19 protein-coding genes and 2 pseudogenes are annotated in these 20,830 nt (G+C 70.2%); 10 read left to right on the plus strand and 11 right to left on the minus strand.

Translation table 11 applies throughout. From position 1 onward, the window contains the following. Window positions 1-230, plus strand: a pseudogene (locus ACNFOC_RS04905) (hypothetical protein); the annotation flags it as partial. On the opposite strand, the pseudogene ACNFOC_RS04910 reads toward ACNFOC_RS04905, so the two are convergent. Further along, window positions 188-1,279: pseudogene (locus ACNFOC_RS04910) on the minus strand (amidohydrolase family protein); the annotation flags it as partial. The pseudogenes ACNFOC_RS04905 and ACNFOC_RS04910 overlap by 43 nt on opposite strands. 31 nt (window positions 1,280-1,310) lie before the next feature. Between ACNFOC_RS04910 and ACNFOC_RS04915 the strand changes: the two are divergent. The 4 genes from ACNFOC_RS04915 to ACNFOC_RS04930 all read left to right on the plus strand — a co-directional run bounded on the left by ACNFOC_RS04915 (window position 1,311) and on the right by ACNFOC_RS04930 (window position 4,896). Beyond that, the gene (locus ACNFOC_RS04915; RefSeq protein WP_416956926.1) at window positions 1,311-2,279 is read left to right on the plus strand and encodes an acetylxylan esterase; all 969 of its coding nucleotides are present in this window, start codon (window positions 1,311-1,313) and stop codon (window positions 2,277-2,279) included. 40 nt (window positions 2,280-2,319) lie between these two features. Beyond that, window positions 2,320-2,730: a nuclear transport factor 2 family protein gene (locus ACNFOC_RS04920; protein ID WP_416956928.1), complete on the plus strand. Its 411-nt coding sequence runs from the start codon at window positions 2,320-2,322 to the stop codon at window positions 2,728-2,730. A gap of 98 nt (window positions 2,731-2,828) precedes the next feature. Then, window positions 2,829-3,995 (plus strand): serine hydrolase domain-containing protein, encoded by a 1,167-nt coding sequence (locus tag ACNFOC_RS04925; protein ID WP_416956931.1) that lies wholly within the window; start codon window positions 2,829-2,831, stop codon window positions 3,993-3,995. A gap of 154 nt (window positions 3,996-4,149) precedes the next feature. Next, window positions 4,150-4,896 carry a GntR family transcriptional regulator gene (locus tag ACNFOC_RS04930; RefSeq protein WP_416956933.1) on the plus strand — a complete coding sequence of 249 codons (747 nt, stop codon included), beginning with the start codon at window positions 4,150-4,152 and terminating at the stop codon, window positions 4,894-4,896. A gap of 60 nt (window positions 4,897-4,956) precedes the next feature. Here ACNFOC_RS04930 and helR read toward each other — a convergent pair whose 3' ends face one another. Beyond that, on the minus strand, window positions 4,957-7,158 hold the full coding sequence (gene helR / locus ACNFOC_RS04935; protein ID WP_416956935.1) for an RNA polymerase recycling motor ATPase HelR: 2,202 nt from the start codon (window positions 7,156-7,158) through the stop codon (window positions 4,957-4,959). 95 nt (window positions 7,159-7,253) lie between these two features. Continuing rightward, the gene (locus ACNFOC_RS04940; protein ID WP_416956937.1) at window positions 7,254-8,489 is read right to left on the minus strand and encodes a glycosyltransferase; all 1,236 of its coding nucleotides are present in this window, start codon (window positions 8,487-8,489) and stop codon (window positions 7,254-7,256) included. 260 nt (window positions 8,490-8,749) lie between these two features. Here ACNFOC_RS04940 and ACNFOC_RS04945 point away from each other — a divergent pair, with 260 nt between their 5' ends. Both ACNFOC_RS04945 and ACNFOC_RS04950 read left to right on the plus strand, forming a co-directional pair. Next, window positions 8,750-9,169 carry a YciI family protein gene (locus ACNFOC_RS04945; protein WP_416956938.1) on the plus strand — a complete coding sequence of 140 codons (420 nt, stop codon included), beginning with the start codon at window positions 8,750-8,752 and terminating at the stop codon, window positions 9,167-9,169. Beyond that, window positions 9,166-10,311 carry an RNA polymerase sigma factor gene (locus ACNFOC_RS04950; protein WP_416956940.1) on the plus strand — a complete coding sequence of 382 codons (1,146 nt, stop codon included), beginning with the start codon at window positions 9,166-9,168 and terminating at the stop codon, window positions 10,309-10,311. Before ACNFOC_RS04945 ends, ACNFOC_RS04950 begins: the two co-directional genes overlap by 4 nt. A gap of 39 nt (window positions 10,312-10,350) precedes the next feature. On the opposite strand, the gene cynS is transcribed toward ACNFOC_RS04950, so the two are convergent. Next, window positions 10,351-10,797 (minus strand): cyanase, encoded by a 447-nt coding sequence (cynS, locus tag ACNFOC_RS04955; protein ID WP_416956942.1) that lies wholly within the window; start codon window positions 10,795-10,797, stop codon window positions 10,351-10,353. Window positions 10,798-10,940: 143 nt separating this feature from the next. Here cynS and ACNFOC_RS04960 point away from each other — a divergent pair, with 143 nt between their 5' ends. Together ACNFOC_RS04960 and ACNFOC_RS04965 are read left to right on the plus strand one after the other, a co-directional pair. Then, the gene (locus tag ACNFOC_RS04960) at window positions 10,941-11,774 is read left to right on the plus strand and encodes an alpha/beta hydrolase (protein WP_416956943.1); all 834 of its coding nucleotides are present in this window, start codon (window positions 10,941-10,943) and stop codon (window positions 11,772-11,774) included. Window positions 11,775-11,850: 76 nt separating this feature from the next. Continuing rightward, window positions 11,851-12,663 (plus strand): alpha/beta fold hydrolase, encoded by an 813-nt coding sequence (locus ACNFOC_RS04965; RefSeq protein WP_416956945.1) that lies wholly within the window; start codon window positions 11,851-11,853, stop codon window positions 12,661-12,663. Window positions 12,664-12,675: 12 nt separating this feature from the next. Here the strand turns inward: ACNFOC_RS04965 and ACNFOC_RS04970 are convergent, their stop codons facing one another. Beyond that, a complete protein-coding gene (locus tag ACNFOC_RS04970) occupies window positions 12,676-13,401 on the minus strand; it encodes a class I SAM-dependent methyltransferase (RefSeq protein WP_416956947.1) in 726 nt (241 codons plus the stop codon). A 5-nt stretch (window positions 13,402-13,406) separates the two neighbouring features. Then, window positions 13,407-13,970: a PadR family transcriptional regulator gene (locus tag ACNFOC_RS04975; protein ID WP_416956949.1), complete on the minus strand. Its 564-nt coding sequence runs from the start codon at window positions 13,968-13,970 to the stop codon at window positions 13,407-13,409. Window positions 13,971-14,040: 70 nt separating this feature from the next. On the opposite strand from ACNFOC_RS04975, the gene ACNFOC_RS04980 reads away from it, so the two are divergent. Further along, a complete protein-coding gene (locus ACNFOC_RS04980) occupies window positions 14,041-14,439 on the plus strand; it encodes a nuclear transport factor 2 family protein (RefSeq protein ID WP_416956951.1) in 399 nt (132 codons plus the stop codon). 42 nt (window positions 14,440-14,481) lie between these two features. Here the strand turns inward: ACNFOC_RS04980 and ACNFOC_RS04985 are convergent, their stop codons facing one another. The 5 genes from ACNFOC_RS04985 to ACNFOC_RS05005 all read right to left on the minus strand — a co-directional run bounded on the left by ACNFOC_RS04985 (window position 14,482) and on the right by ACNFOC_RS05005 (window position 20,709). Beyond that, entirely contained in the window at window positions 14,482-16,401 is a 1,920-nt protein-coding gene (locus ACNFOC_RS04985) for a hypothetical protein (protein WP_416956953.1), read from the minus strand. A gap of 296 nt (window positions 16,402-16,697) precedes the next feature. Beyond that, window positions 16,698-17,468, minus strand: a complete 771-nt coding sequence (locus ACNFOC_RS04990; protein ID WP_416956955.1) for an SDR family NAD(P)-dependent oxidoreductase — start codon at window positions 17,466-17,468, stop codon at window positions 16,698-16,700. Continuing rightward, complete coding sequence (hisD, locus tag ACNFOC_RS04995; RefSeq protein ID WP_416956957.1) at window positions 17,465-18,784, minus strand: histidinol dehydrogenase; 1,320 nt, start codon at window positions 18,782-18,784, stop codon at window positions 17,465-17,467. Before hisD ends, ACNFOC_RS04990 begins: the two co-directional genes overlap by 4 nt. A gap of 18 nt (window positions 18,785-18,802) precedes the next feature. After that, a complete protein-coding gene (locus ACNFOC_RS05000) occupies window positions 18,803-19,738 on the minus strand; it encodes a VOC family protein (protein WP_416956959.1) in 936 nt (311 codons plus the stop codon). After that, window positions 19,735-20,709, minus strand: coding sequence for a fumarylacetoacetate hydrolase family protein (locus ACNFOC_RS05005; RefSeq protein ID WP_416956961.1), 975 nt, complete (start codon window positions 20,707-20,709; stop codon window positions 19,735-19,737). Before ACNFOC_RS05005 ends, ACNFOC_RS05000 begins: the two co-directional genes overlap by 4 nt. Window positions 20,710-20,830: the final 121 nt, after the last annotated feature.

Here is a 20,830-nt window from a genome sequence, read left to right on the forward strand (position 1 = left end):
TCTCCCGCTCCAATCCGGACAACGACTGGGTCGGCAAGATGCGCGACTATCCCCTGATCGGGATCCCCACCTACGCCGTCTTCGACCCTCGCACCGGTACCGGAGCCGTCCTCACCGACATCCACGCGGTCGCGATGTCGAGGGCGTCCCGCGCGGTCATCGCCCCCGGCCCGCCCCGATACCGGCCGAGCAGCAGCGCACCTCGCGTCTCCATCCACAACGAGGCGTGATCGGTGGACGCCGAGCCGTCACAGCCGATACCCACCGGCAGACCCAGCTCACGCATCTCCTTCACCCGCGCCGTGCCGCCCCCGATGAGCATGTTGGAGCTGGGGCAGTGCGCCACGCCGACGCCCGCGGCGGCGAGGCGGCGCAGTTCGTCGTCGCTGGGGTAGATGCAGTGCGCGACCCAGGTGCGGTCGCTCATCCACCCGGTGTCCTCGAAGTACTCGACGGGCCGGCAGCCGTAGGTCTCCAGGCAGTAGGTGTCCTCGTCGCGGTCCTCGGCGAGGTGCGTGTGCAGGCGTACGTCGTACCGCTCGGCGAGTTCCGCGGTGGCCGTCATCACGTCCTTGGTGACCGAGAACGGTGAGCAGGGTGCGAGCGCGACCCGGATCAGCGCGCCGGGTTCCGGGTCGTGGTGGGCCTTGATCAGCCGCTCGCTGTCGGCGAGGACCTCGTCGGTGCTCTGCGTGACGCTCCTCGGCGGCAGTCCCCCATCCTCGACGGACCGGGTCATCGAGCCGCGGGTCGCGTGGAAGCGGAAGCCGATGTCACGGGCGGCACGGATCTCGGCGTCGACCAGATAGGGGCGCGGATGCACATAGAGGTGGTCGGAGGATGTGGTGCAGCCGCCCATGAGGAGTTCCGCCATACCGACGTACGCGGACACGTAGGCGGCCTCCTCGTCGAGGCGGGCCCACAGCGGGTAGAGCGTGGTCAGCCAGTCGAAGAGGGTGCCGTTGACGGCGGGGGCGTAGGAGCGGGTGAGGTTCTGGTAGATGTGGTGGTGCGTGTTGATCAGGCCGGGGGTGACGAGCCGCCCGGTCGCCGAGACGGTCGTAGCGGCGTCGGGTTCGGACCCTCGCGCGCCGACGGCGGTGACCCGACCATCCGTGACGGCGACCCAGCCGCCCGGGATCTCCCGCTCGCCGTCCACGACGAGCAGTTCGGCGTCCTTGACCAGCAGATCCACGGCAGACGACATGCCGACATGGTAGGCGCGGGGCACCGCACGGGCCTGGCGAGTCCTCCGATGCCACACGTACGGTGTGATCATCCGCACCCACACTTCACAAAGGCGGTCATCGATGGCCCTGTTCGACCTTCCGCTCGACGAACTCCGCGCGTACCGCAGCGATTCCGTCGAGCCCGAGGACTTCGACGCCTTCTGGTCCAAGACCCTTCAGGAGGCCCGCGAGCACGATCTGGACGCGCGCTTCGAACCGGTCGACACGGGACTGTCCACGGTGAAGGTGTACGACGTGACGTTCGCCGGGTTCGGCGGTCACCCGGTGAAGGGCTGGCTGCGGCTGCCGGCCGACGCGGCCCAACCCCTGCCTCTGATCGTGGAGTTCATCGGTTACGGCGGCGGGCGGGGCCTCCCGCACGAGAACCTGCTGTGGGCCTCGACGGGCCGCGCGCACTTCGTCATGGACACCCGCGGACAGGGCAGCGCGTGGGGCGGCGGCGGTGGCACCCCGGACCCGGTGGGCGGCGCGCCCGCATATCCCGGCTTCATGACCCGGGGCATCGACGCCCCTGAGAACTACTACTACCGGCGGGTGTTCACGGACGGCGTGCGAGCCGTCGAGGCGGCGCGCTCGCACCCGTTGGTCGATCCCGCGCGCACGGTGGCCCTCGGCGCGAGCCAGGGCGGCGGCATCAGCATCGCCGTCGGCGGACTGGTCGGCGACCTGGCGGGGATCGCGCCGGACGTGCCGTTCCTGTGCGACTACCCGCGCGCCGCGACACTCACGGACCGCGACCCGTACCGGGAGATCGGCAACTACCTCAAGACCCATCGCGGTCGCACCGACGACGTCCTGCGCACGCTCTCGTACTTCGACGGCGTCCACTTCGCGTCCCGGGGCCGCGCTCCCGCCCTCTTCTCGACGGCCCTGGAGGACCAGACCTGCCCGCCCTCCACGGTGTTCGCCACGTTCAACGCCTGGGCGCACGAGGACAAGAAGATCGAGGTGTACGACTTCAACGACCATGAGGGCGGCGGCCCTTACCAGGAAGCGACCAAGCTGGACTGGCTGCGGTCGTACGTCTGAGTCCCCGTCGGGAGGTGCCCACATGTCGGGAGGTGCCCACATGGACAGGGCCACGAGTGAAGCCGCCGAACGGTTCGTGCGTGTCTGGGCGCGGGCCTGGTCGGAGCACGACGTGGACGCGCTGCTGGAGTTGTACGCCGAGGACTGCGTCCACCGCTCGATGCCGTTCCGTGAACCGCACCGGGGGCGGGCCGAGTTGGCCGCGTATCTGCGCTGGTCGTTCGCGGCGGAGCGGGTGGGCGATGTGCGGTTCTCTGCGCCCGTCGTCGGCCAACACGGCGTCGCCGTGGCCGAGTTCAGGGTGCTGGCCGAGGAGGACGGCGAGCCGTCCACGCTGGCCGGCTGTGTCTTCGTGCGCTTCGACAGCAAGGGGCTGGCGGTGGAGACCCGCGACTACTGGCACACGGAGGCGGGTCACCGGGAGCCGACCGGCACCTTGTTCCTGAACTGAGCGTACGGCGCCTTCCGGTCAGTCCGACCAGTCGGTATGTTCAGGGGGTCCGGGCCGCAGCGTCGCGGCCCGGACGTCCGGCACACCACGGAGGCCCCATGTCCGAGCACCAGCCAGCCGTCGACGGCCACTGCGACCCCCGCTTCTCGGCGGTGCGCACGGCGTTCGAGGAGAACTTCCGGGACCGGGACGAACTGGGTGCCGCACTGACCGTCACGGTCGGCGGCGAGACCGTCGTCGATCTCTGGGGCGGCTGGGCCGACGCGGCACGGACGCGCCCCTGGGAGAAGGACACGCTGGTCAACGTGTGGTCGACGACGAAGGGCCCGGTGGCCCTGTGCGCCCACATCCTCGCCGACCGGGGTCTGCTCGACCTCGACGCCCCGGTAGCCACGTACTGGCCGGAGTTCGCCGCCGCGGGCAAGGAGAACGTCCTCGTACGACACCTGCTCTCCCACCGCGCCGGACTGGCCGGCCTGCGCGAGCCGCACTCCCTCGCGCAGCTCTACGACTGGGAGTTGACCACCGGACGCCTCGCGGCCACGGAGCCCTGGTGGGAGCCGGGCACCCGGTCCGGGTATCACGCGATCACCTACGGCTTCCTCGTCGGCGAAGTGGTGCGCCGCGTCTCAGGGTTGCTCCCGAGCGCCTTCCTGGAGCGTGAGGTCACCGGCCCGCTCGGGATCGACTTCACCATCGGGCTGCCGGAGAAGGAGGCGGGCCGGGCGGCCGAGCTGGTGCATCCGCCCGCCGCGTCGGCGAGTGAACAGGCCGCGATCTTCAGCCAGTTGACGCCCGCCGCCATCGCCGCGCTGACCAACCCGGCCGCGGGCGCGGCCGAGGCCAACACCCCCGAGTGGCGCGCCGCGGAGATCCCGGCCGCGAACGGCCACGGCACGGCACGCGCCGTAGCGGCGCTCTACGGCGTCTTCGCCGGGCGCGGAACCCACGGCGGCCACCGCGTCCTCTCCCCCGAGGCGGTCGAGCGGGTGCGCGAGGGGCAGGGCAGCTGCCGCGACCTGGTGCTCGGGGCGGGCTTCGCACACGAGACGGAGGTCGGGCTCGGCCTGTGGCTGAGCGGCCCGAACGGATCGTACGGTCGTAACCCGAAGGCTTTCGGACACGACGGCTTCGGTGGCTCCTTCGGTCTGGCCGACCCGGAGGCGGGGCTGTCGATGGGGTATGTGATGAACCGGATGGGGCCTCATATCGCCGACGACCCACGGAAGATGGCCCTGATCGACGCCGTGCAGGACGCCCTGTGAGGGGTGACCGGCGCGGGTCGGTTTCGGCCTAACTGCCCTGCCGCTCTTCCCTGGTGGTTTAGACCAATGCTAGATCTGGTCGCGCAACGAGCCCGCACGGCTACGTTTCGTCACCAGTTCTGCCCTCAGTCTTGTCACCAACAGGAGGCGCGGCATGGCCCGCACCACCCCCCACGACCACCCGACCGCCGACGACCAGCCCCTCTACGGGAGGGTCGCCGCCCAACTGCTCGGCGAACTCCACGACGGCACCATCCCGCCCGGTGAACGCCTGCCCGGCGAACGGCAGTTGGCCGAGCACTTCCAGGTCAGCAGGGAGACCATAAGACAGGCGCTGGAGGTGCTGCGCAGGGACGGCCTGGTCGCCACCGACCGGCGCGGCAGCCACGCCACCCTGGCCGGGCAGCCCGTCGAGACCCCTTCCTCCCTCAGCTTCCCGGTCGGCGCCCGCGGCACGGACCCGACCGGCTTCGACCGGGCCACCGTGAACTGGGAGACTCCCCCGCCCGACCACGCCGAGGCCCTGGGCATCGCCCCGCACCGGCCGACCCTCGTGCACCGCTACGCGTCCGCGGCGGCCGACGGCAGCGGACTGCGTACGGCGGTCACGTCCTTCTCGGCGGTGGCGCTGGCCGAGGTCGAGGAACTGGCCCGCTACCGCGACCGCGCCGACGGCTCCGCCTCCGCCCAACTCCGGCGCGCCTACGACTGGATGCGCCGGGCCGGCCTGACCCTGCACCACCGGGACACCATCACCCAGGTCGCCACCGCGCCCTCGGTGCGCGTGACCCGCCGCGTGCACGACCAGTACGCGCGCCCGCTGGAGATCACCGACCTGGTGGTGGAGGCCCAACAGGACGCCCTGGTCTACGAGTTCACGCTGCCCGCCGCGGCCGGCTGAGCCTGCGGACTCGACACGGTGGCGCGCGACGGGTCCCAACTCGCCGCGCGCCGACGCGTGTCAGGCGCTCGTGAGCACGACGAGCTGCTGGGTCGCCCGGGTCATCGCCACATAGTGATCGACGGCCCCTTCGATGCCCTCGCCGAACTTCTCCGGGTCGACGAGGACGACCAGGTCGAACTCAAGTCCCTTGGACAGCTCGGGAGTCAGCGCCCGGATCCGGGGCCTCGCCCGGAAGATGCCCGCGTCCATGTCGCCTGTCCCGATGACACAGCCGATCCCGTCCGCGTGCTCGGCGAGCCAGGTGTCGAGGGCCGACTCCAGATCGGAGGTGGGTCCGTGGACGACAGGGATGCCACTGCTGCGGATCGAGGTCGGCACATTGGCGTCCGGGAGCACGGCTCGGATGACCGGCTCGGCCTCCGTCATGATCTCTTCCGGGGTGCGGTAATTCACGGTCAGGGACGCGAGGTTGATCCGGTCGAGCCCGATCCGCTTCAGGCGTTCCTGCCAGGACTCGGTGAACCCGTGCCGGGCCTGGGCGCGGTCGCCGACGATGGTGAAGCTGCGGGACGGGCAGCGCAGCAGGAGCATCTGCCATTCCGCGTCGGTGAGTTCCTGGGCCTCGTCCACGACGATGTGCGCGAACGGCCCGGCGAGCAGGTCGGGTTCGATGGCGGACACCTGTGCGGCCTCGTCGATCAGCGCGTCCCGTAGATCCTTTCCGTGGAGCATGCCCATCGCGCCTTCGCTCTCGTCGATCTCGACGTTCTGCAACAGGCTGTCGATGACGTCGGTCCGACGGGAGTGTTCGGCGGCGACGGCGGCCTCCTGCCGGCGCTTGCGGCGCGCCGACTCGGGGTCACCGAGCCGTTGCCGAGCCGCGTCGAGCAGCGGCAGGTCGGACACCGTCCAGGCCTGGGCGTCCGCGCGCTGCAACCGCTGGACCTCGTCGCGGCTCAGCGAGGGGGCGCACTTGCGCAGGTAGGCCGGTACGGTCCACAGGTCGCCGACGAGGTCGGCCGCTTCGAGCAGCGGCCACGCACGGTTGAAGGCGGTGAGCAGTTCCCTGTTCTGCCGCAGTGAGCGCCGGAGCTGTTCGGGCGAGACCTGCCCGCCCTCCTGGTCCGGTGCCGAGGCGGTGTCGTCGTGCTTGTCCACCAGGATCGTGAGCAGTTCCTGCCAGACCTGCTCGCGTCCCTCGTTGTGCGGGGTGCCGGGTTCGGCCGCCTCGAAGGCGACGGCCCAGTCCTCGGCGCTCAGCCGGATGTCGGACCAGTGGGTGGTGACGTTCATGCCCTTGGTGGGCGGCTCCTCGTAGAACCGGACGGCGGGCTCGATCGCCCGCACCAACTCCACGGAGGATTTCAGCCGGGCCACCTCCGGGTCAGCCTCCACGACCGCTGCCGCGCCCTCGGCGACGAGGTCCCGCAGGATGCAGGTCTGCACGCCCTCCTCCCCGAGGCTGGGGAGGACGTCCGCGACGTAGTCCAGATAGGGCCGGTGCGGACCCACGAACAGCACGCCGCCCCTGCGGTGCCCGAGGCGCGGGTCGGAGTAGAGGAGGTAGGCGGAGCGGTGCAGGGCGACGACGGTCTTGCCGGTGCCCGGCCCGCCGTCGACGACGAGCGCGCCGCGCGAACCCGCGCGGATGATGGCGTCCTGGTCGGCCTGGATGGTGCCGAGCACATCGCGCATCCGGCCCGAGCGGTTGCCGCCGAGGCTGGCGATGAACGCGGACTGGTCGTCGAGCGCGGCGTGCCCGACGAAGCCGTCCGCCGTGAACACCTCGTCCCAGTAGTCGCTGATCCGGCCGCGCGTCCAGCGGTACCTGCGACGGCTCGCCAGACCCATCGGGTTGGCGTGGGTCGCGCCGAAGAACGGCTCCGCCGCGGGCGAGCGCCAGTCGAGCAGCAGCCGGCGTCCCGTGCTGTCGGTGAGACCGAGCCGCCCGATGTACACGGGCTCGGAGGTGTCGGTTTCCACCATGTGGCCAAGACACAGGTCCAGGCCGAAGCGACGTAGGGTGCGCAGCCGTGTGGTGAGCCGGTGGATCTCCGTGTCCCGGTCCATCGCCGCCCGGCCGATGCCGCCGGGCGCCCTGCGCTCGGTGTCGAGCTGCTCGGTCAGGTCCGCGATCGACTGCTCGAGGCTTTCCGCGATCGCCGCGAAGTGCTGCTCGTCGGCGGCGATCAGCGCCGGGTCGGCCTTGGCGGAGAGCCGGTCGGGAAGGTCGAAGGCGCTGGTGGTCAGGGGGTTCACGGCATCAATTCCGATCTGGGGTCGCTCACGGCCCGGCGTGCGGCTGGGCGTGGGGACCGGTGCGTGCGGTTTCTCGTGTGCTCGGTTCGGCCGGTTCACGCGTGCGTGGACCGGCCTTCCCCGCTGACCATGTCGTGGAGCATCTTCGCGGCCACTGTCGTCCCGTCCGTGCGGATCGTGCCGGCCACGGTCCGCGCCCGTTTCCGGACCTCGGGCGCCAAGGCGGTGGTGAGCGCGGCCGACAGGGAGTCGTAGGTCGGCGTCGACCCGTCGTGTGCGACGCCGATGCCCAGCTCGGCCACCCCTGCCGCCCAGTATGGCTGGTCGGCGATCTGCGGCACGACCAGCTGCGGCGCACCGGCGAGCGCGGCGGTCGTCGTGGTGCCCGCGCCGCCGTGGTGCACGACGGCGGCGACCCGCCGGAAGAGTGCCTGCTGGTTGACCTCTCCTACGACGAAGCAGTCGTCCCCGTCGTCGACGGCGGCCAGGTCCGCCCAGCCGCGGGCGAGGAGGACCCGGCGGCCCTGTGCGCGGACCGCGTCGATGGCGACCCGGGCGAGATCCGGCGAGGTGCGCAGGGCCATGCTGCCGAAGCCGACATACACCGGCTCCTCACCCGCCTCCAGGAACGTCTCCACGTCGGCCGGCAGCGGGCGCTCGTCGGGCAGGATCCACGGGCCGGTCACCATGACGTCCAGATCCGTCTGTTCCTGCCACGGGAACAGCACCGGGTCCGCCGCCAGCCACGGCCGCTCGGTGAAGACGTGGTCCCGCACGTTCTCGACCGGTGGCAGGCCCAGCTCCGCCCGGTGCCGGTTCTCCGCCTCGCCGTACAGGGCGTTCACGCGCCGGGCGTCCTCCTCCCACAGCGTCTTGATGTCGGTCTCCTCCGGCGAGGACGCGTGGCCCGGCCGCGAGAGCGGAGGGTACTTCGACGACGGCAGTCCGGCCGTGTGGAAGCAGGCGAGCACATAGGGGATGCCGAGTTTCTCGGCCACCGAGCGGGCACCGGCCGGCATGAGACCGGTGGCCAGCAGCACATCACAGTCCTCGGCGGCCGCCGTGAGCGTCTCATAGCGGGCGGCGACCAGTTCGGGCGCAAGCTGGAACGCCCGCTCCGCCGACGGCGGCTTCGACCCGTTCACCACGGACCGCACCGACGGACCGAGCGGCACCAGCGGCACACCGGCCCGGGCCAGCAGCTCCACGAACTCCTCGTCCGGCGGCGCGCACACCCGCACCTCCGCGCCGAGTTCCAGCAGGCGCGACGCGAGTCCCGCGAGCGGTTCGACATCCCCGCGCGATCCCCACGTCGTCAACAACACACGCATTCCGCGACTCCCGTTTCCGCAGGTCATGCCCTCAGGCCGGACATTCTGCGGCACGACGGGGGCCTTGCCGCAAGCCCCCTGGTGCGCTATACGTTAAGAAGGGAAGAGGAGTGGATACACCTCCTTTTCCGCCCTCCCCCGCAGACCGCGCGAAACTCGTGGCGAGAAATCTGCCCGCCGATGTCGAGAACCCGCGCCCGGCTCCGTCCCCGAGGTGAACGCGACCACAATGGGTCGCACCACCACCGAGGAGAACGACGATGGCCAAGTACCTGCTCCTGAAGCACTACCGCGGCGCCCCCGCCGCCGTGAACGACGTCCCCATGGACCAGTGGACGCCCGAGGAGATCTCGGCCCACGTCCAGTACATGAACGACTTCGCCGCCCGGCTGGAGAAGACGGGCGAGTTCGTCGACGGCCAGGCGCTCTCCCCCGAGGGGACCTTCGTCCGCTACGACGGCGAGGGCCGCCCGCCGGTCACCGACGGCCCGTTCGCCGAGACCAAGGACGTCATCGCCGGCTGGATGGAGATCGACGTCGACACCTACGAGCGCGCGGTGGAGCTGGCCGGTGAGCTGTCGGCCGCCCCCGGGGCGGGTGGCAAGCCGATCCACGAGTGGCTGGAGCTGCGTCCGTTCCTGGGCGTGCACTCGACCGTCACGGACTGCACATTCAAGTGAACGAGGTCCTGCTGAGGAGCCTCACGCCGAACGTGCTCGGCATCCTCGTCCGCCGCGGAGCAGACTTCGCGGCGGCCGAGGACGCCGTACAGGACGCGCTGGTCGAGGCGGTCCGGGTCTGGCCGGACGACCCGCCGCGCGATCCGAAGGGCTGGCTCGTCACGGTGGCCTGGCGGCGGTTCCTCGACGCGACGCGGGCGGAGACCGCCCGCCGTAGACGTGAGGATCTGGTCGACGAGGAGCCGGCGCCCGGCCCCGCGCCCGCGGCGGACGACACGCTCCAGCTCTACTTCCTGTGCGCCCACCCGTCGTTGACGGCGTCGTCGGCGGTCGCGCTCACGCTGCGCGCCGTCGGCGGGCTCACCACCCGGCAGATCGCGCAGGCCTATCTGGTGCCCGAGGCGACGATGGCGCAGCGCATCAGCCGGGCCAAGCGCACCGTCTCCGACGTTCGGTTCGACCAGCCCGGCGATGTGGCGACCGTGCTGCGCGTCCTCTACCTGGTGTTCAACGAGGGCTACTCCGGGGATGTCGACCTCGCCGCCGAGGCGATCCGGCTCACCCGGCAACTCGCCGCCGCGATCGACCACCCCGAGGTCGCGGGTCTGCTCGCCCTCATGCTGCTGCACCATGCCCGGCGCGCCGCCCGGACCGCGCCGGACGGCAGCCTGATCCCGCTCGCCGAGCAGGACCGGGCGCGATGGGACACCTCGGCGATCGCCGAGGGCGTCACGATCCTCCAAGTCGCCCTGGCCCGCGACCGGTTGGGCGAGTTCCAGGCACAGGCCGCGATCGCGGCGCTCCACGCGGACGCGCCCACCGCCGAGGAGACCGACTGGGTGCAGATCGTCGAGTGGTACGACGAACTCGCAGGACTGACCGACAGCCCGGTGGTCCGCCTCAACCGCGCGGTCGCCGTGGGCGAGGCCGACGGTCCGCGCGCCGGCCTGGCCGCGCTCGCACCCCTGGACGACTCCCTGCCGCGCCACACCGCGGTGGCGGCCTACCTCCACGAACGCGACGGCGATCTCAAGAAGGCGGCACGGTTGTACGCGGAGGCGGCGCTGAAGGCGCCCAACCTCGCCGAGCGCGACCATCTGACGCGCCAGGCCGCCCGGCTCAACTCCGCCCGGAGTCGCTGACGCCAACCACCAAGGCGGAGCGGCGAGTTGTGGACACGCTCACTCCCACTGGTACTGCAGGTACTTCCCGTCGAGGGTGATGACGACCCGGTCACCGGCGGGGTCGGGCACGCGGCTGACGTCGAGGCGGAAGTTGATGGCGCTCATGATGCCGTCGCCGCACTGCTCGTGGATCAGCTCCTTGATGGTGGGGCCGTAGACCTGAATGACCTCGTAGAGCCGGTAGATCGTGGGGTCCACGGGTACGGCCGCCTCCAACGCGCCCCGGGTGGGCTGGAGTTGGAAGGCGAGGGCGGCGTCCTCGCCGAGTTCGAGAAGGGCGGCGGCCGTCGCCGCCTCGTCCTTGGACATGGGGTGCTGGCCCAGGAGGGCCGCCGTGGTCCACGCGAGCGGCCGGCCAACGGCCTCCGCCAACTGGGCCCATGTGACACCGGTCTTCACCTTGGCCTGACGGACCGCTTCGCCGGCTTCACCCTTGCTGAGCATGTACAACTCCGTTCCCGGACAGCACTCTCGCCCCCACGCGGTTCAGCCTAGGAGATCGCCCGGGCCGCGACAATGGCGTCATCCTTCACCAAGTGCCGCCATACGACGGACTCCTGGAACTCCGTGGACTCATACTTCGGGACATGACCCACATCGACGTACAGCAGATCGAGCGGGCGAACGCCCTCGAACGCACGCCGGTCGTCTTCGTCCACGGTCTGTGGCTGTTGCCGAGCAGTTGGGACCGCTGGGCGGCGCACTTCGAGCAGGCCGGGTACGCGCCGGTCTCCCTGTCCTGGCCCGACGACCCGGAGACGGTCAAGGAGGCCAACGAGCACCCGGAGGTCATGGCGGGCAAGACGGTCGGCCAAGTCGCCGACCATCTCACGCAGTTGATCGGCACCCTGACCCGCAAGCCGGCGATCATCGGCCACTCCTTCGGCGGACTGCTCACGCAGATCCTCGCGGGGCGCGGACTGTCCGCCGTCTCCGTGGCGATCGACCCGGCACCGTTCCGGGGCGTGCTGCCGCTGCCGATCTCCGCGCTGCGCTCCTCCGCACCGGTCCTCAGCAACCCCGCCAACCGCAGTCGCGCGGTCCCTCTGACCTACGACCAGTTCCGCTACGGCTTCGCCAACGCCGTCGGTGAGGAGGAGGCACGGGAGTTGTACGAGACGTTCGCGGTGCCCGCGCCGGGCGCCCCGCTGTTCCAGGCGGCCACGGCGAACCTCAACCCGTGGACCGAGGCGAAGGTCGACACGGAGAACCCCGACCGCGGCCCGCTCCTGATCATCTCGGGCGAGAAGGACCACACCGTGCCCTGGTCGATCGCCAACGCCTCTTACAAGAAGCAGCAGCACAACAAGAACGTCACCGAGATCACCGAGATCAAGGACCGGGGCCACGCGCTGACCATCGACCACGGCTGGCAGGAGGTCGCGGACACGGCCCTGTCGTTCGTGCGCCGCTATGCCTGAACTCCCTTACGGCCTACCGAGCACCGATGAGTACGCCTACGACGCCGATCTCCTCGACCTCGACCGGAGCTGACCGATGACGATCTCCCGTAGACCCTTACTTCTGGGGGCAGTTGTGGCCGCCGGCACCCTCGCGGCCACAGCGCTCCCTGCCTCGGCGGCCTCCGCCACCGGGGGTGCGCACTCCGCGCCGAAGCCCACCGTGGTGCTGGTGCACGGGGCGTTCGCCGACGCGTCCAGTTGGTCGGCGGTGGCCTCCCGGCTACAGAAGGCGGGTTACTTGGTCGTGGCGCCCGCCAATCCGCTGCGCGGACTGACCTCGGACGCCGCCTACCTCTCCGCGCTCCTCAAGACGATCGACGGCCCGAAGGTCGTCGTAGGACACTCCTACGGCGGCGCGGTGATCACCCAGGCGGCCGCGGGCGACGCGAGTGTGAAGGCGCTCGTGTACGTCGCGGCGTTCGTACCCGACAAGGGCGAGCAACTGGGCGAACTCGGCGCGCGTTTCCCCGGTTCGCAACTGGGCGACGCGTTGCAGCCGCTGCCCGACGGCTTTGGCGGTACCGACCTGGCCATCCAGACGGCGAAGTTCCACGCGGTGTTCACCGCCGACCTCCCGGCCGCCACGTCCGCACTGCTGGGGGCCTCTCAACGCCCCATCAGCGCGGCGGCGTTCACGGACGTCGCCACGGCGGCGGCCTGGCGCGACATCCCCTCGTGGGCGGTCGTGGCGGCGCAGGACCGGGCGATCGCGCCCGACCTGGAGCGCTTCGAGGCCAAGCGCGCCGGTTCGCACACGACCGTCGTGGACTCCTCGCACGTCGTGATGATCTCCCACCCCGACCTGGTCACGAAGGTCATCAAGTCGGCGGCGACAGCGACCGGTTGAGACCCGCTGCGGCTACGGCAGCCGTCGCGCCGCGACCATGCGGACGCGGGGGCTGCCGTCGCTGCGCTGCCCGAACTCAGGCAGGGGGTAGAGGTCGACGTCGAATCCGATCCGCTCCAACTCCGGTCGTACAAAACCGAGTTGGAAGTCCCGGTAGTACATGACGAAGGGCGGTCGCCAGACGGCGTTGCGCACCTTCATCACCGCGTCGAAGCCGGACAGCATCCAGTACGCGGGGGATGTGGGGCGCGGCGGTGCGACGACGGGGAAGGCGAAGCATCCGCCGGGGCGCAGTACGGAGTGGACCTGGGCGAACAGTCCCGGCAGTTCGCGGGGCAGGAAGTGGCCGAACGCCCCGAAGCTCACCACCAGGTCGAAGGCGGGCGCGAAGGGAAGGGCGCGGGCGTCGCCGCGCACCCATGAGACACGGGGACCCGCGGATCGGGTGCGGCCCCGTGCGACGTCGAGCATGCCCGAGCTGAAGTCGACGCCGGTGACGCTCACTTGGCACACCTTGGTCAGCACGTCGACGCCCGCGCCGGTGCCGCAGCACAGGTCGAGTCCGTCGTCGAAGGGGCCGACGCGGCGCAGCGTCGTGGCGACCGCGTCGAGCAGCGGGGCCGGTGTGCGGAACGGGGTGTGGTCGAACTTGGGCGCGAGGAGGTCGTAGCCGTGCTCGACGGACGACAGGGCCTGGACGGCGAGTTCGCGCAGACTGGGGCCTTCGGGGCTGAACATCCGGGTCAGCCTAGGGCAATCCGCTGCTTCAGGATCGCGAGAACGCGCTCGCACCAGCGCAGGTTCTCCTCCTCGAAGGTGATCCCGGCCATCAGCGTGAGATAGGGCCCGATGCGGTCGGCGTCGCGCAGGTACTCCTCCTCGGTCAGACCGCCGAGGAGACGGTCCCGTACGCGCTCGTAGCGGTCGAGCTTGCCGCGCGCCCACGACCTGCGCTCCTCGATCAGCTCCCGGGTCACGGCGGGGTCGGTGCCGTCCATGGCCTGGATCTTGATGAGGAGTTCGTCACGGATGACGGTGGGACGCCGGGGCGGCTCCGCGGCGAAGGTGTCGAGGTCGCGCCGGCCGGCCTCGGTGAGCGTGAACATCCTTTTGTTGGGCCTGCGTTCCTGCTGTACGACCCGTGCCTCGATCAGTCCGTCCTGCGCGAGGCGCTCCAGTTCGCGGTAGAGCTGCTGCGGTGTCGCGGGCCAGAAGTTGGCCAGCGACACGTCGAACACCTTCGCCAGCTCGTAGCCCGAGGCCTCGCCTTCCAGGAGGGCCGCGAGGACCGCGTACTTGAGGGACATGTGGACACGCTAACAGTCGTTGATTAGTCTCATCCACACCTACTCAACTAATTGACTATGAGGTGAGCCGATGCGCGCGTTCCGTGAGGCGGTCGAGGCGCAGGACATGGACGCCGTCGAGGCGCTGCTGGCGAAGGACGTGGTCTTCACCAGCCCGGTCGTGTTCAAGCCGTACCCCGGCAAGGCGATCACCGCGGCGATCCTGCACGGGGTGGCGCGGGTCTTCGAGGACTTCCGGTACGTCCGGGAGATCGGCGACCCGGACGGCAGCGACAGCGCGCTGGTGTTCGCCGCGCGGATCGGCGACCGCGAGCTGACCGGCTGCGACTTCATCCACGTCAACGAGGAAGGCCTGATCGACGAACTGACGGTCATGGTACGGCCGTTGTCCGGCGCCCAGGCTCTCCAGGCGGCCATGGGTGCGCAGTTCGAGCGGATCGCGAAGGAGGCGGAGGCGCGGCTCGCGTGAAGGCCGGGCCCTGAGCCCTGAGCGGCGCGCCTCCGCCATCGCTCACGCGACGGTCAGTGTCAGGGCGCCCGTGTAGGTCTGGCCCGGCGTGATGGCCGTGGCCGTCCCGTCGACCGTCAGCATGACCTTCTTGCCGCGGGGCGCCTTGACGGTCGCGTCGGCGGCGAGGGCGAGCCGGGTCAGGTACGAGGTGCCGGTGACCGTCCAGGTGGAGCCGCTGTCGAGCTGCACGATCGCGCCGTTGTTGACGGCGGCCTGAGCGGTGTTGGTGACGATGCCCAGCTCGTAGAAGGTCGACGCGTCGATGCTGGAGACGCGGTGCTTGGCCGTCGACGCGGAGATGACGCCCTCGACACTGGCGTCCTCGAAGGTGAGGACCATGTTCTTGCCCGTGCGCATGCCGTTGTAGAAGTCGCCCTTCAAGGCTATGGAGTTGAAGGTGGCGGCACCATCAGTGGTGTGGACGGCGGTCGGGTCGAAGGTCGCGTCCTTCGCCGGGTCGCCGGTGGGCTCGGCGTAGACGCCGATGTTCATCATCTTGCCGTTGACGTTGACCGGGCCCGGGTCGTCCAGCTCGATCATCTGGAGGATGATCCCGTCGCGCGGGTTGAGCCGGGCGCCCTGCGAGCCGTCGACGCTGATCGTCGTCTGCTGGCCCTTGTTGAGGAAGGTGGCCCGGTCGGAGTTGATCACCGTGCCGCCGTCGAGGGTGAGTTGGCCGGCGCCGAAGAACATGTAGCCGAAGTGCCCGGAGTCCACGACGGTGTTGCGCACCGGTACCGACGCCAACTCGGCCTTGGACAGCCCGAGTTCCAGCTCGGTGTTGAGCGCGGCGACGGCGGCCCTGGTGCTGTCGCCGTAGTGCACGACCGCAGCGGGGCCCGCGATGATGGTCGCGTAGCTGCCGACGTCGAGCCGGGAGCCGAGCACCCGCACGGTCGCGTCACCGATGGCGTAGGTGCCGTAGCCGTACTCCCCCGTGTTCCCGAAGTGGCTGTTGATCGCGGTCAGTTTGAGCCCGCTGCCGCCCTCGACCGACAGGGCGCCCCAAGTCTCGGAGAAGACGGTGGAGTTGAGGTAGGTGGCCTTGCTGTTCTTGCCGATCAGGTTGGTGGCGCGGACGTTGCCGTCGAGGCCGAGCATCCAGGGCACGGACTCCATGTACGGCGTCTCCACGGTGGCTTGGTAGTCGGCGGGCAGGACGCCGTTGCGGGCGCGGAGTACGGAGTCCTTGACGATGACGTTGGCGCCGTCGTTGGCGATGACGGCGGTGCGGACGACTCCCTGGTTGTCGATCCGGGCGCCGTCCACGACCAGCGTGGTCGAGGAACCGTCGCCGACAACCGCGGCGCCGTAGCCCGCGAAGTCGCAACGGCCGTTGCCCGTAAGGGAGATGGAGGGCTGGTCGAGGGTGTAGGTGGCGTCCTGGACGTACACGCCGTCGAAGCACTCGCCGGTCGAGGTGATCGACACGTTCTTCGCGTAGGCGTCCGTCAGCTTGCCGCCGAGGACGGCCGCGAGGACGGACTTGTCCTTGACCACTCCGTGGCCGTCGACGTAGACCGCCTGCCGGAAGGGGAAGGTGAGCGTCTCGTACGTCACCTCGTTGGCCGCGGCGACGGTCAGGACGACGTCGCCCCGATAGGTGCCGGCCTGGATCAGGGTGGCCGTTCCGCCGGTGGCGGTGAGCAGTTGACCGGTCTCCACTCCGTCGACGGTCAGGGAGAGGCTGGAGCCGTCCGGGGCGGCGATCGTGCCGCCGTCGGCGATGGACAACTCGCTCACGCGGGTGGTCGCGGAGACCGTGTACGTCTCGCCGGATGCGACCGAGATCCGCTTGCCCGAAGCCTTCGTGGCCTTGGTGGCCGTCGGCGCGGCGGTGGCGGAGACCGCCGGCATCAGTACGGCTCCGGCCGTGGCGGTACCGGCGATCAGGACCGAGCGTCGGGTGATCAGCGTCATTGCTTGCCTTCCCAGGGATCGATGCGCCGTTGCGCAGTGTGACCGGCCGGCCGTCGAACGCGGGGTGCGGACGGCCCGGCGGAGGCACCGAAGGTGCGCACGAGGGAGTGAAGCAGCCACAAGAACCAGGGAATAGGCAGGCGGCACACACATATGGGAGTCCGATGCCTCGGATCACGCCGACCATTTCATGGCGGTCACACAGAGTCGTCATAGCGCGTGGACGAGCTTGGACACGACGGAGAGGCGGGCGGCTCGCCGGCCGTCCACCTCGCCGTCTTCCGCACCCCGTCCAGCTACGACGGGGCGATCATCCCGGCCGACAGGTCGATGTCGGCCCCGCACAGGCCGGGCATCGCGAGCATCGCCACGAGTGCCTGGGCGACCTCGTGTTCCTCGACGAGCCGGCCGAGGGCGGCCCGGGAGGCGAAGTCGCGTTCGGCCTCGGCGACCGTGCAGCCGGTCAGTTCGGCGGTGAGCTTGAAGTTGCGGTCCATGCGCGGGCCCCGAACCGGCCCCGGGGAAAGGGAGTTGACCGCGATCCCCCGCGGGCCGACCTCCCCGGCGAGGGTCCGGGTCAGGCCGAGCAGCGCCATCTTGGAGGCGGTGTACGGGGTGCGGTTGAGGAGTGGCCGCTTGCCGCTGACCGAGGCCACGTTGACGATGTCACCGCGCCCCGCCGCGAGCATCGGCGGCAGGAAGGCCCGGCACATCAGGTAGACGCCCCGGACGTTGGCGGCGAACACGTCGTCCCACTCGTCCGGCTCGATGTCGACGAGGGGCCGTACGGGGCCGGCGACTCCGGCGTTGTTGACGAGCAACGACACGTTCTCGTCGGCGAGTTCGGCGGCAAGGGCGCTGACAGCCGACGGGTCGGAGACATCGCAGGAGGCCGTACGAGCCTGTCCGTCGTCCTTGACCACACGTGCGACCGCCTCCGCGAGCGCTGTCTCGTTGCGCCCGACCAGGATCACCCGGGCCCCGGCGTCCGCGAGGGCCAGCGCGAAGGCACGCCCCAGCGGTCCGCCGCCGCCCGTGATCAGTGCCGTGCGGCCTTCCAGGGTCACGGGGTGTTCCAGGGCAGTTCGTCGCCCGCGGCCTTCGCCGCGCGTACGTCGCCGGAGCGTGCGTGGCCCTCGAAAAGCTCGACGCGGGCGGCCCGTCCGCACAGTCGGCCGAGCAGCGCCTGGGAGTCGGCGTCGGTGACCTCCTGATAGGTCACCGTCTTGAGGTACTTCCCCACCCACAGGCCGCCGGTATAGCGCGCGGCACCACGTGTGGGCAGCACATGGTTCGTGCCGATGACCTTGTCGCCGAACGACACACACGTACCCTCGCCCAGGAACAGGGCGCCGTACTGGGTCATCCGCTCCAGCGCGAGGCGTGGTTCTGCGGTGAGCACCTCGACGTGCTCGAAGGCGAACTCGTCGGCGAGGGCGTACAGCTCGTCGAGGGTGTCGACGACATGGACCTGGCCGTGGTCGCGCCAGGCGGGCCCGGCGAAGTCGCGGGTGGGCATGCCGGGCAGGAGGCGCTCAACCTCGGCGATCGTCTTCTCGGCGACCTCGCGAGAGGTGGTGATGAGAACGGCCGGGGAATCCGGGCCGTGCTCGGCCTGGGAGAGCAGGTCGACGGCGCACACGAACGGGTCGGCCCGCTCGTCGGCGAGGACGAGGATCTCGGTCGGCCCGGCGAACAGGTCGATGCCGATCTCGCCGAACAACTGCCGCTTGGCCTCGGCGACATAGGCGTTGCCGGGCCCGGCGATCAGGTTGACGGGCCGCATCGTGTCGGTGCCGACGGACATGGCGGCCACCGCCTGCACTCCGCCGAGCAGCCAGATCTCGTCGGCGCCCGCGAGATGCATGGCGGCGACGGTGGCGGCCGGGATCTCGCCGTGGATGGGCGGCGTACAGGCGACGACCCGGGGTACGGCGGCGACCTTGGCGGTGACGATGGTCATGTGGGCGGAAGCGGTGAGCGGGTAACGCCCGCCGGGGATGTACGCGCCCGCCGCCTGTACCGGAACGTGCTTCTGCCCGAGCCTCACTCCCGGCAGGGTCTCCACCTCGAACTCCCGCAAGGAGTCGAGCTGGTGGCGTGCGAAGGTGCGCACCTGGTCCTGGACGAAACGGATGTCGTCGATGACCTGTTGCGGCACCGACGCGACGATCTTCTCGACCTCCTCGTCCGTCAGCCGGAAGGAGTCGGGGCTCCACTTGTCGAACTTCTCGGAGTAGGCGCGCACCGCCTCGTCGCCGCGCGCACGGATGTCCGCGATGACGCCGGTCACGGTCTCCCGCACCTGGTCGAGTGAGGCGGTCACCTCTGACGTGGGCACGGCGTGCTTCAGGATCGTTGCCACAACTGCGGCCTCTCTCATGCGGGTTGGGTGTTCTGTTCAGACCGGCGGTGCTTCGAAGAGCACGTCGGGGTCGTTGAACTGCTCCTTGGCGACCGACTCGCTCATCGGGTCGGCGGTGCCCCACTGGTCCTGGGTGATGGGGTCGTCGACGTCATGACGGCCCGGATGCCACAAGTCCTCTTCGAGGACCGCGAGTTCGGTCGTGTACTCGACGGTGTTGCCGTGCGGGTCGTGGAAGTACGAGAAGGTGTTGTCGCCCGCGAGATGCCGGCCGGGTCCCCAGGTGAGCCGGGTCCCGGCGCGCAGCGCACGCCCGGTGCCGCGCATGTACTCCTCGACCCCGCGCATCTCGAACGAGGCGTGGTGCAGGGACACATGGGGGCCTCGGGCGATCGCGAAGGAGTGGTGGAGCGGGCTGCACCGCAGGAAGTACATGAGGTCACCCATGTGCGTCGAGTACAGCGTGTCGGTGAGGCGGAACCCGAGGTGCCGGACGTAGAAGTCCCGCAGCCCTTCCGGGTCCTGGGAGTTGACCACACAGTGCGAGAGCCGGACCGGTATCGCCTCCCGCTCCTCGATCTTCCGGTGAGCGCGGGTCTCGACATCCGCCGAGACCTCGACAACCCGCCCGTCCGGGTCGAAGAACCGGAAGCCGTAGCCCCCGCCCGGAGTGTCCAACCCGCCGGGCTCACCGAGGAGTTGGACCCCGGCCCGCCCCAACCGCCCGTGCAGCTCGTCCACGGCGGCCGGCGACACGGCCCCGAAGGCGACGAGGTCCATCCGCTTCCGCTCGTCCGCGCGGATACGGACGATGTACTGCTCGGGACTGCCCTCGGCGGCGAAGAAGACGACACCACTGTCGTTGGCAACCTCGCTCAGACCCCACGTCGTGCCGTAGAAGGCGCGCTGGCGGGCGAAGTCCGGTACGGCCAGGTCGACATGGCGCAGATGGGTGATGGGCTGGAAGCTCATGCGTGGCTCCTGACGGTGTTGCGCTGGTGGCCCAGCCCGGTGATCTCCGACTCCACGACGTCACCGGGTTTCAGGAAGACGCCCCAGTGCGCGCCGTTACCCGCCGGCGAACCGGTCAGCAGCAGGTCGCCGGGGCGCAGGGTGGTGGTCGTGGAGACGTACGCGATGAGCCGGGGAATATCGAAGATCATGTCCTTGGTGGACTCGTCCTGCCGGACAACTCCGTTGTGGCGCAGGGTGATCCGCAGATCACCGGGGTCACCGACGAAGGCCGCCGGCACCAGGAAGGGCCCGGTCGGCAGAAACGTGTCGGCGTTCTTCGCGGTGAACCAGTCGGTACCGATGGCCTTCAGATCGGGCCGGTAGAGACGATCGCGAGTCGTGAGGTCGTTGCTGATGGTGTACCCGGCGACGTACTCCATCGCCTCCTCGACCGGAATGTTCTTGCCCGACTTGCCGATGACCAGGGCGAGTTCGAGTTCCCAGTCGTGCTGTTCGCCGAGTTCCGGGAGCACGATGTCGTCGTAGGGACCGCAGATCGCGCGCGGGGAACCGAGGAACACGTACGGCACCCCGTTACGGGCACGCTCGTCCATCATCAACTCGGCGTCCGCACGGGCTTCTTCGGGAGTGGCGCCGTGCACACTCTCCTTCTCGGCGGCGACCAGATCGACAACATGCTTGCGGTAATTGGCGCCACTCTGAAGGATCAGGCCGGGCTCGAACGGGGTCAGGACCCGCAGGTCGGCCAGCCCGTGCCAGGTCCCCCCGGTGGACAGGGCCAGGTCTTCGAGCCGGGGCAGCCAGGTGCTCCACTCCTCGACGAGCGCGCGGACGGACGGCACGAGGTCGGAGAGGTCGCGCACGCGGTCGCCGGTGACCAGGCCGGGGAAGTCCTCCCCACCCTCCTCACCGGAAGCGAACGTGCCGAGCGCGAACGGTCCGGCATGGGTGGGCAGTTGATCGGGCACGGCGCTCTCCTCGTACGGGTGGGGGCTCGCCCTCGACGCTAGGCAGCCTCGGGGCGCGGCGGAAATGGCGATCCGCGATGCCTGCCATCACCGGCCCGCCGGCCCCGGGGCCGCTGCTCCA

The sequence above is a fragment of the Streptomyces colwelliae genome, assembly GCF_048158785.1.
In the GTDB taxonomy this organism is placed as follows: Bacteria; Actinomycetota; Actinomycetes; order Streptomycetales; family Streptomycetaceae; genus Streptomyces.

Coding starts and splice junctions, on each gene's coding strand:
- ACNFOC_RS04970 (WP_416956947.1), bottom strand. CDS start 13,401: ATGTTCAGCCCCGAAGGCCCCAGTCTGCGCGAACTCGCCGTCCAGGCC.
- cynS (WP_416956942.1), bottom strand. CDS start 10,797: ATGCTCAGCAAGGGTGAAGCCGGCGAAGCGGTCCGTCAGGCCAAGGTG.
- ACNFOC_RS04965 (WP_416956945.1), top strand. CDS start 11,851: ATGACGATCTCCCGTAGACCCTTACTTCTGGGGGCAGTTGTGGCCGCC.
- hisD (WP_416956957.1), bottom strand. CDS start 18,784: ATGAGAGAGGCCGCAGTTGTGGCAACGATCCTGAAGCACGCCGTGCCC.
- ACNFOC_RS04945 (WP_416956938.1), top strand. CDS start 8,750: ATGGCCAAGTACCTGCTCCTGAAGCACTACCGCGGCGCCCCCGCCGCC.
- ACNFOC_RS04920 (WP_416956928.1), top strand. CDS start 2,320: ATGGACAGGGCCACGAGTGAAGCCGCCGAACGGTTCGTGCGTGTCTGG.
- ACNFOC_RS04985 (WP_416956953.1), bottom strand. CDS start 16,401: ATGACGCTGATCACCCGACGCTCGGTCCTGATCGCCGGTACCGCCACG.
- ACNFOC_RS04925 (WP_416956931.1), top strand. CDS start 2,829: ATGTCCGAGCACCAGCCAGCCGTCGACGGCCACTGCGACCCCCGCTTC.
- ACNFOC_RS04960 (WP_416956943.1), top strand. CDS start 10,941: ATGACCCACATCGACGTACAGCAGATCGAGCGGGCGAACGCCCTCGAA.
- ACNFOC_RS04940 (WP_416956937.1), bottom strand. CDS start 8,489: ATGCGTGTGTTGTTGACGACGTGGGGATCGCGCGGGGATGTCGAACCG.
- ACNFOC_RS04980 (WP_416956951.1), top strand. CDS start 14,041: ATGCGCGCGTTCCGTGAGGCGGTCGAGGCGCAGGACATGGACGCCGTC.
- ACNFOC_RS05000 (WP_416956959.1), bottom strand. CDS start 19,738: ATGAGCTTCCAGCCCATCACCCATCTGCGCCATGTCGACCTGGCCGTA.
- ACNFOC_RS04930 (WP_416956933.1), top strand. CDS start 4,150: ATGGCCCGCACCACCCCCCACGACCACCCGACCGCCGACGACCAGCCC.
- ACNFOC_RS04915 (WP_416956926.1), top strand. CDS start 1,311: ATGGCCCTGTTCGACCTTCCGCTCGACGAACTCCGCGCGTACCGCAGC.
- ACNFOC_RS04975 (WP_416956949.1), bottom strand. CDS start 13,970: ATGTCCCTCAAGTACGCGGTCCTCGCGGCCCTCCTGGAAGGCGAGGCC.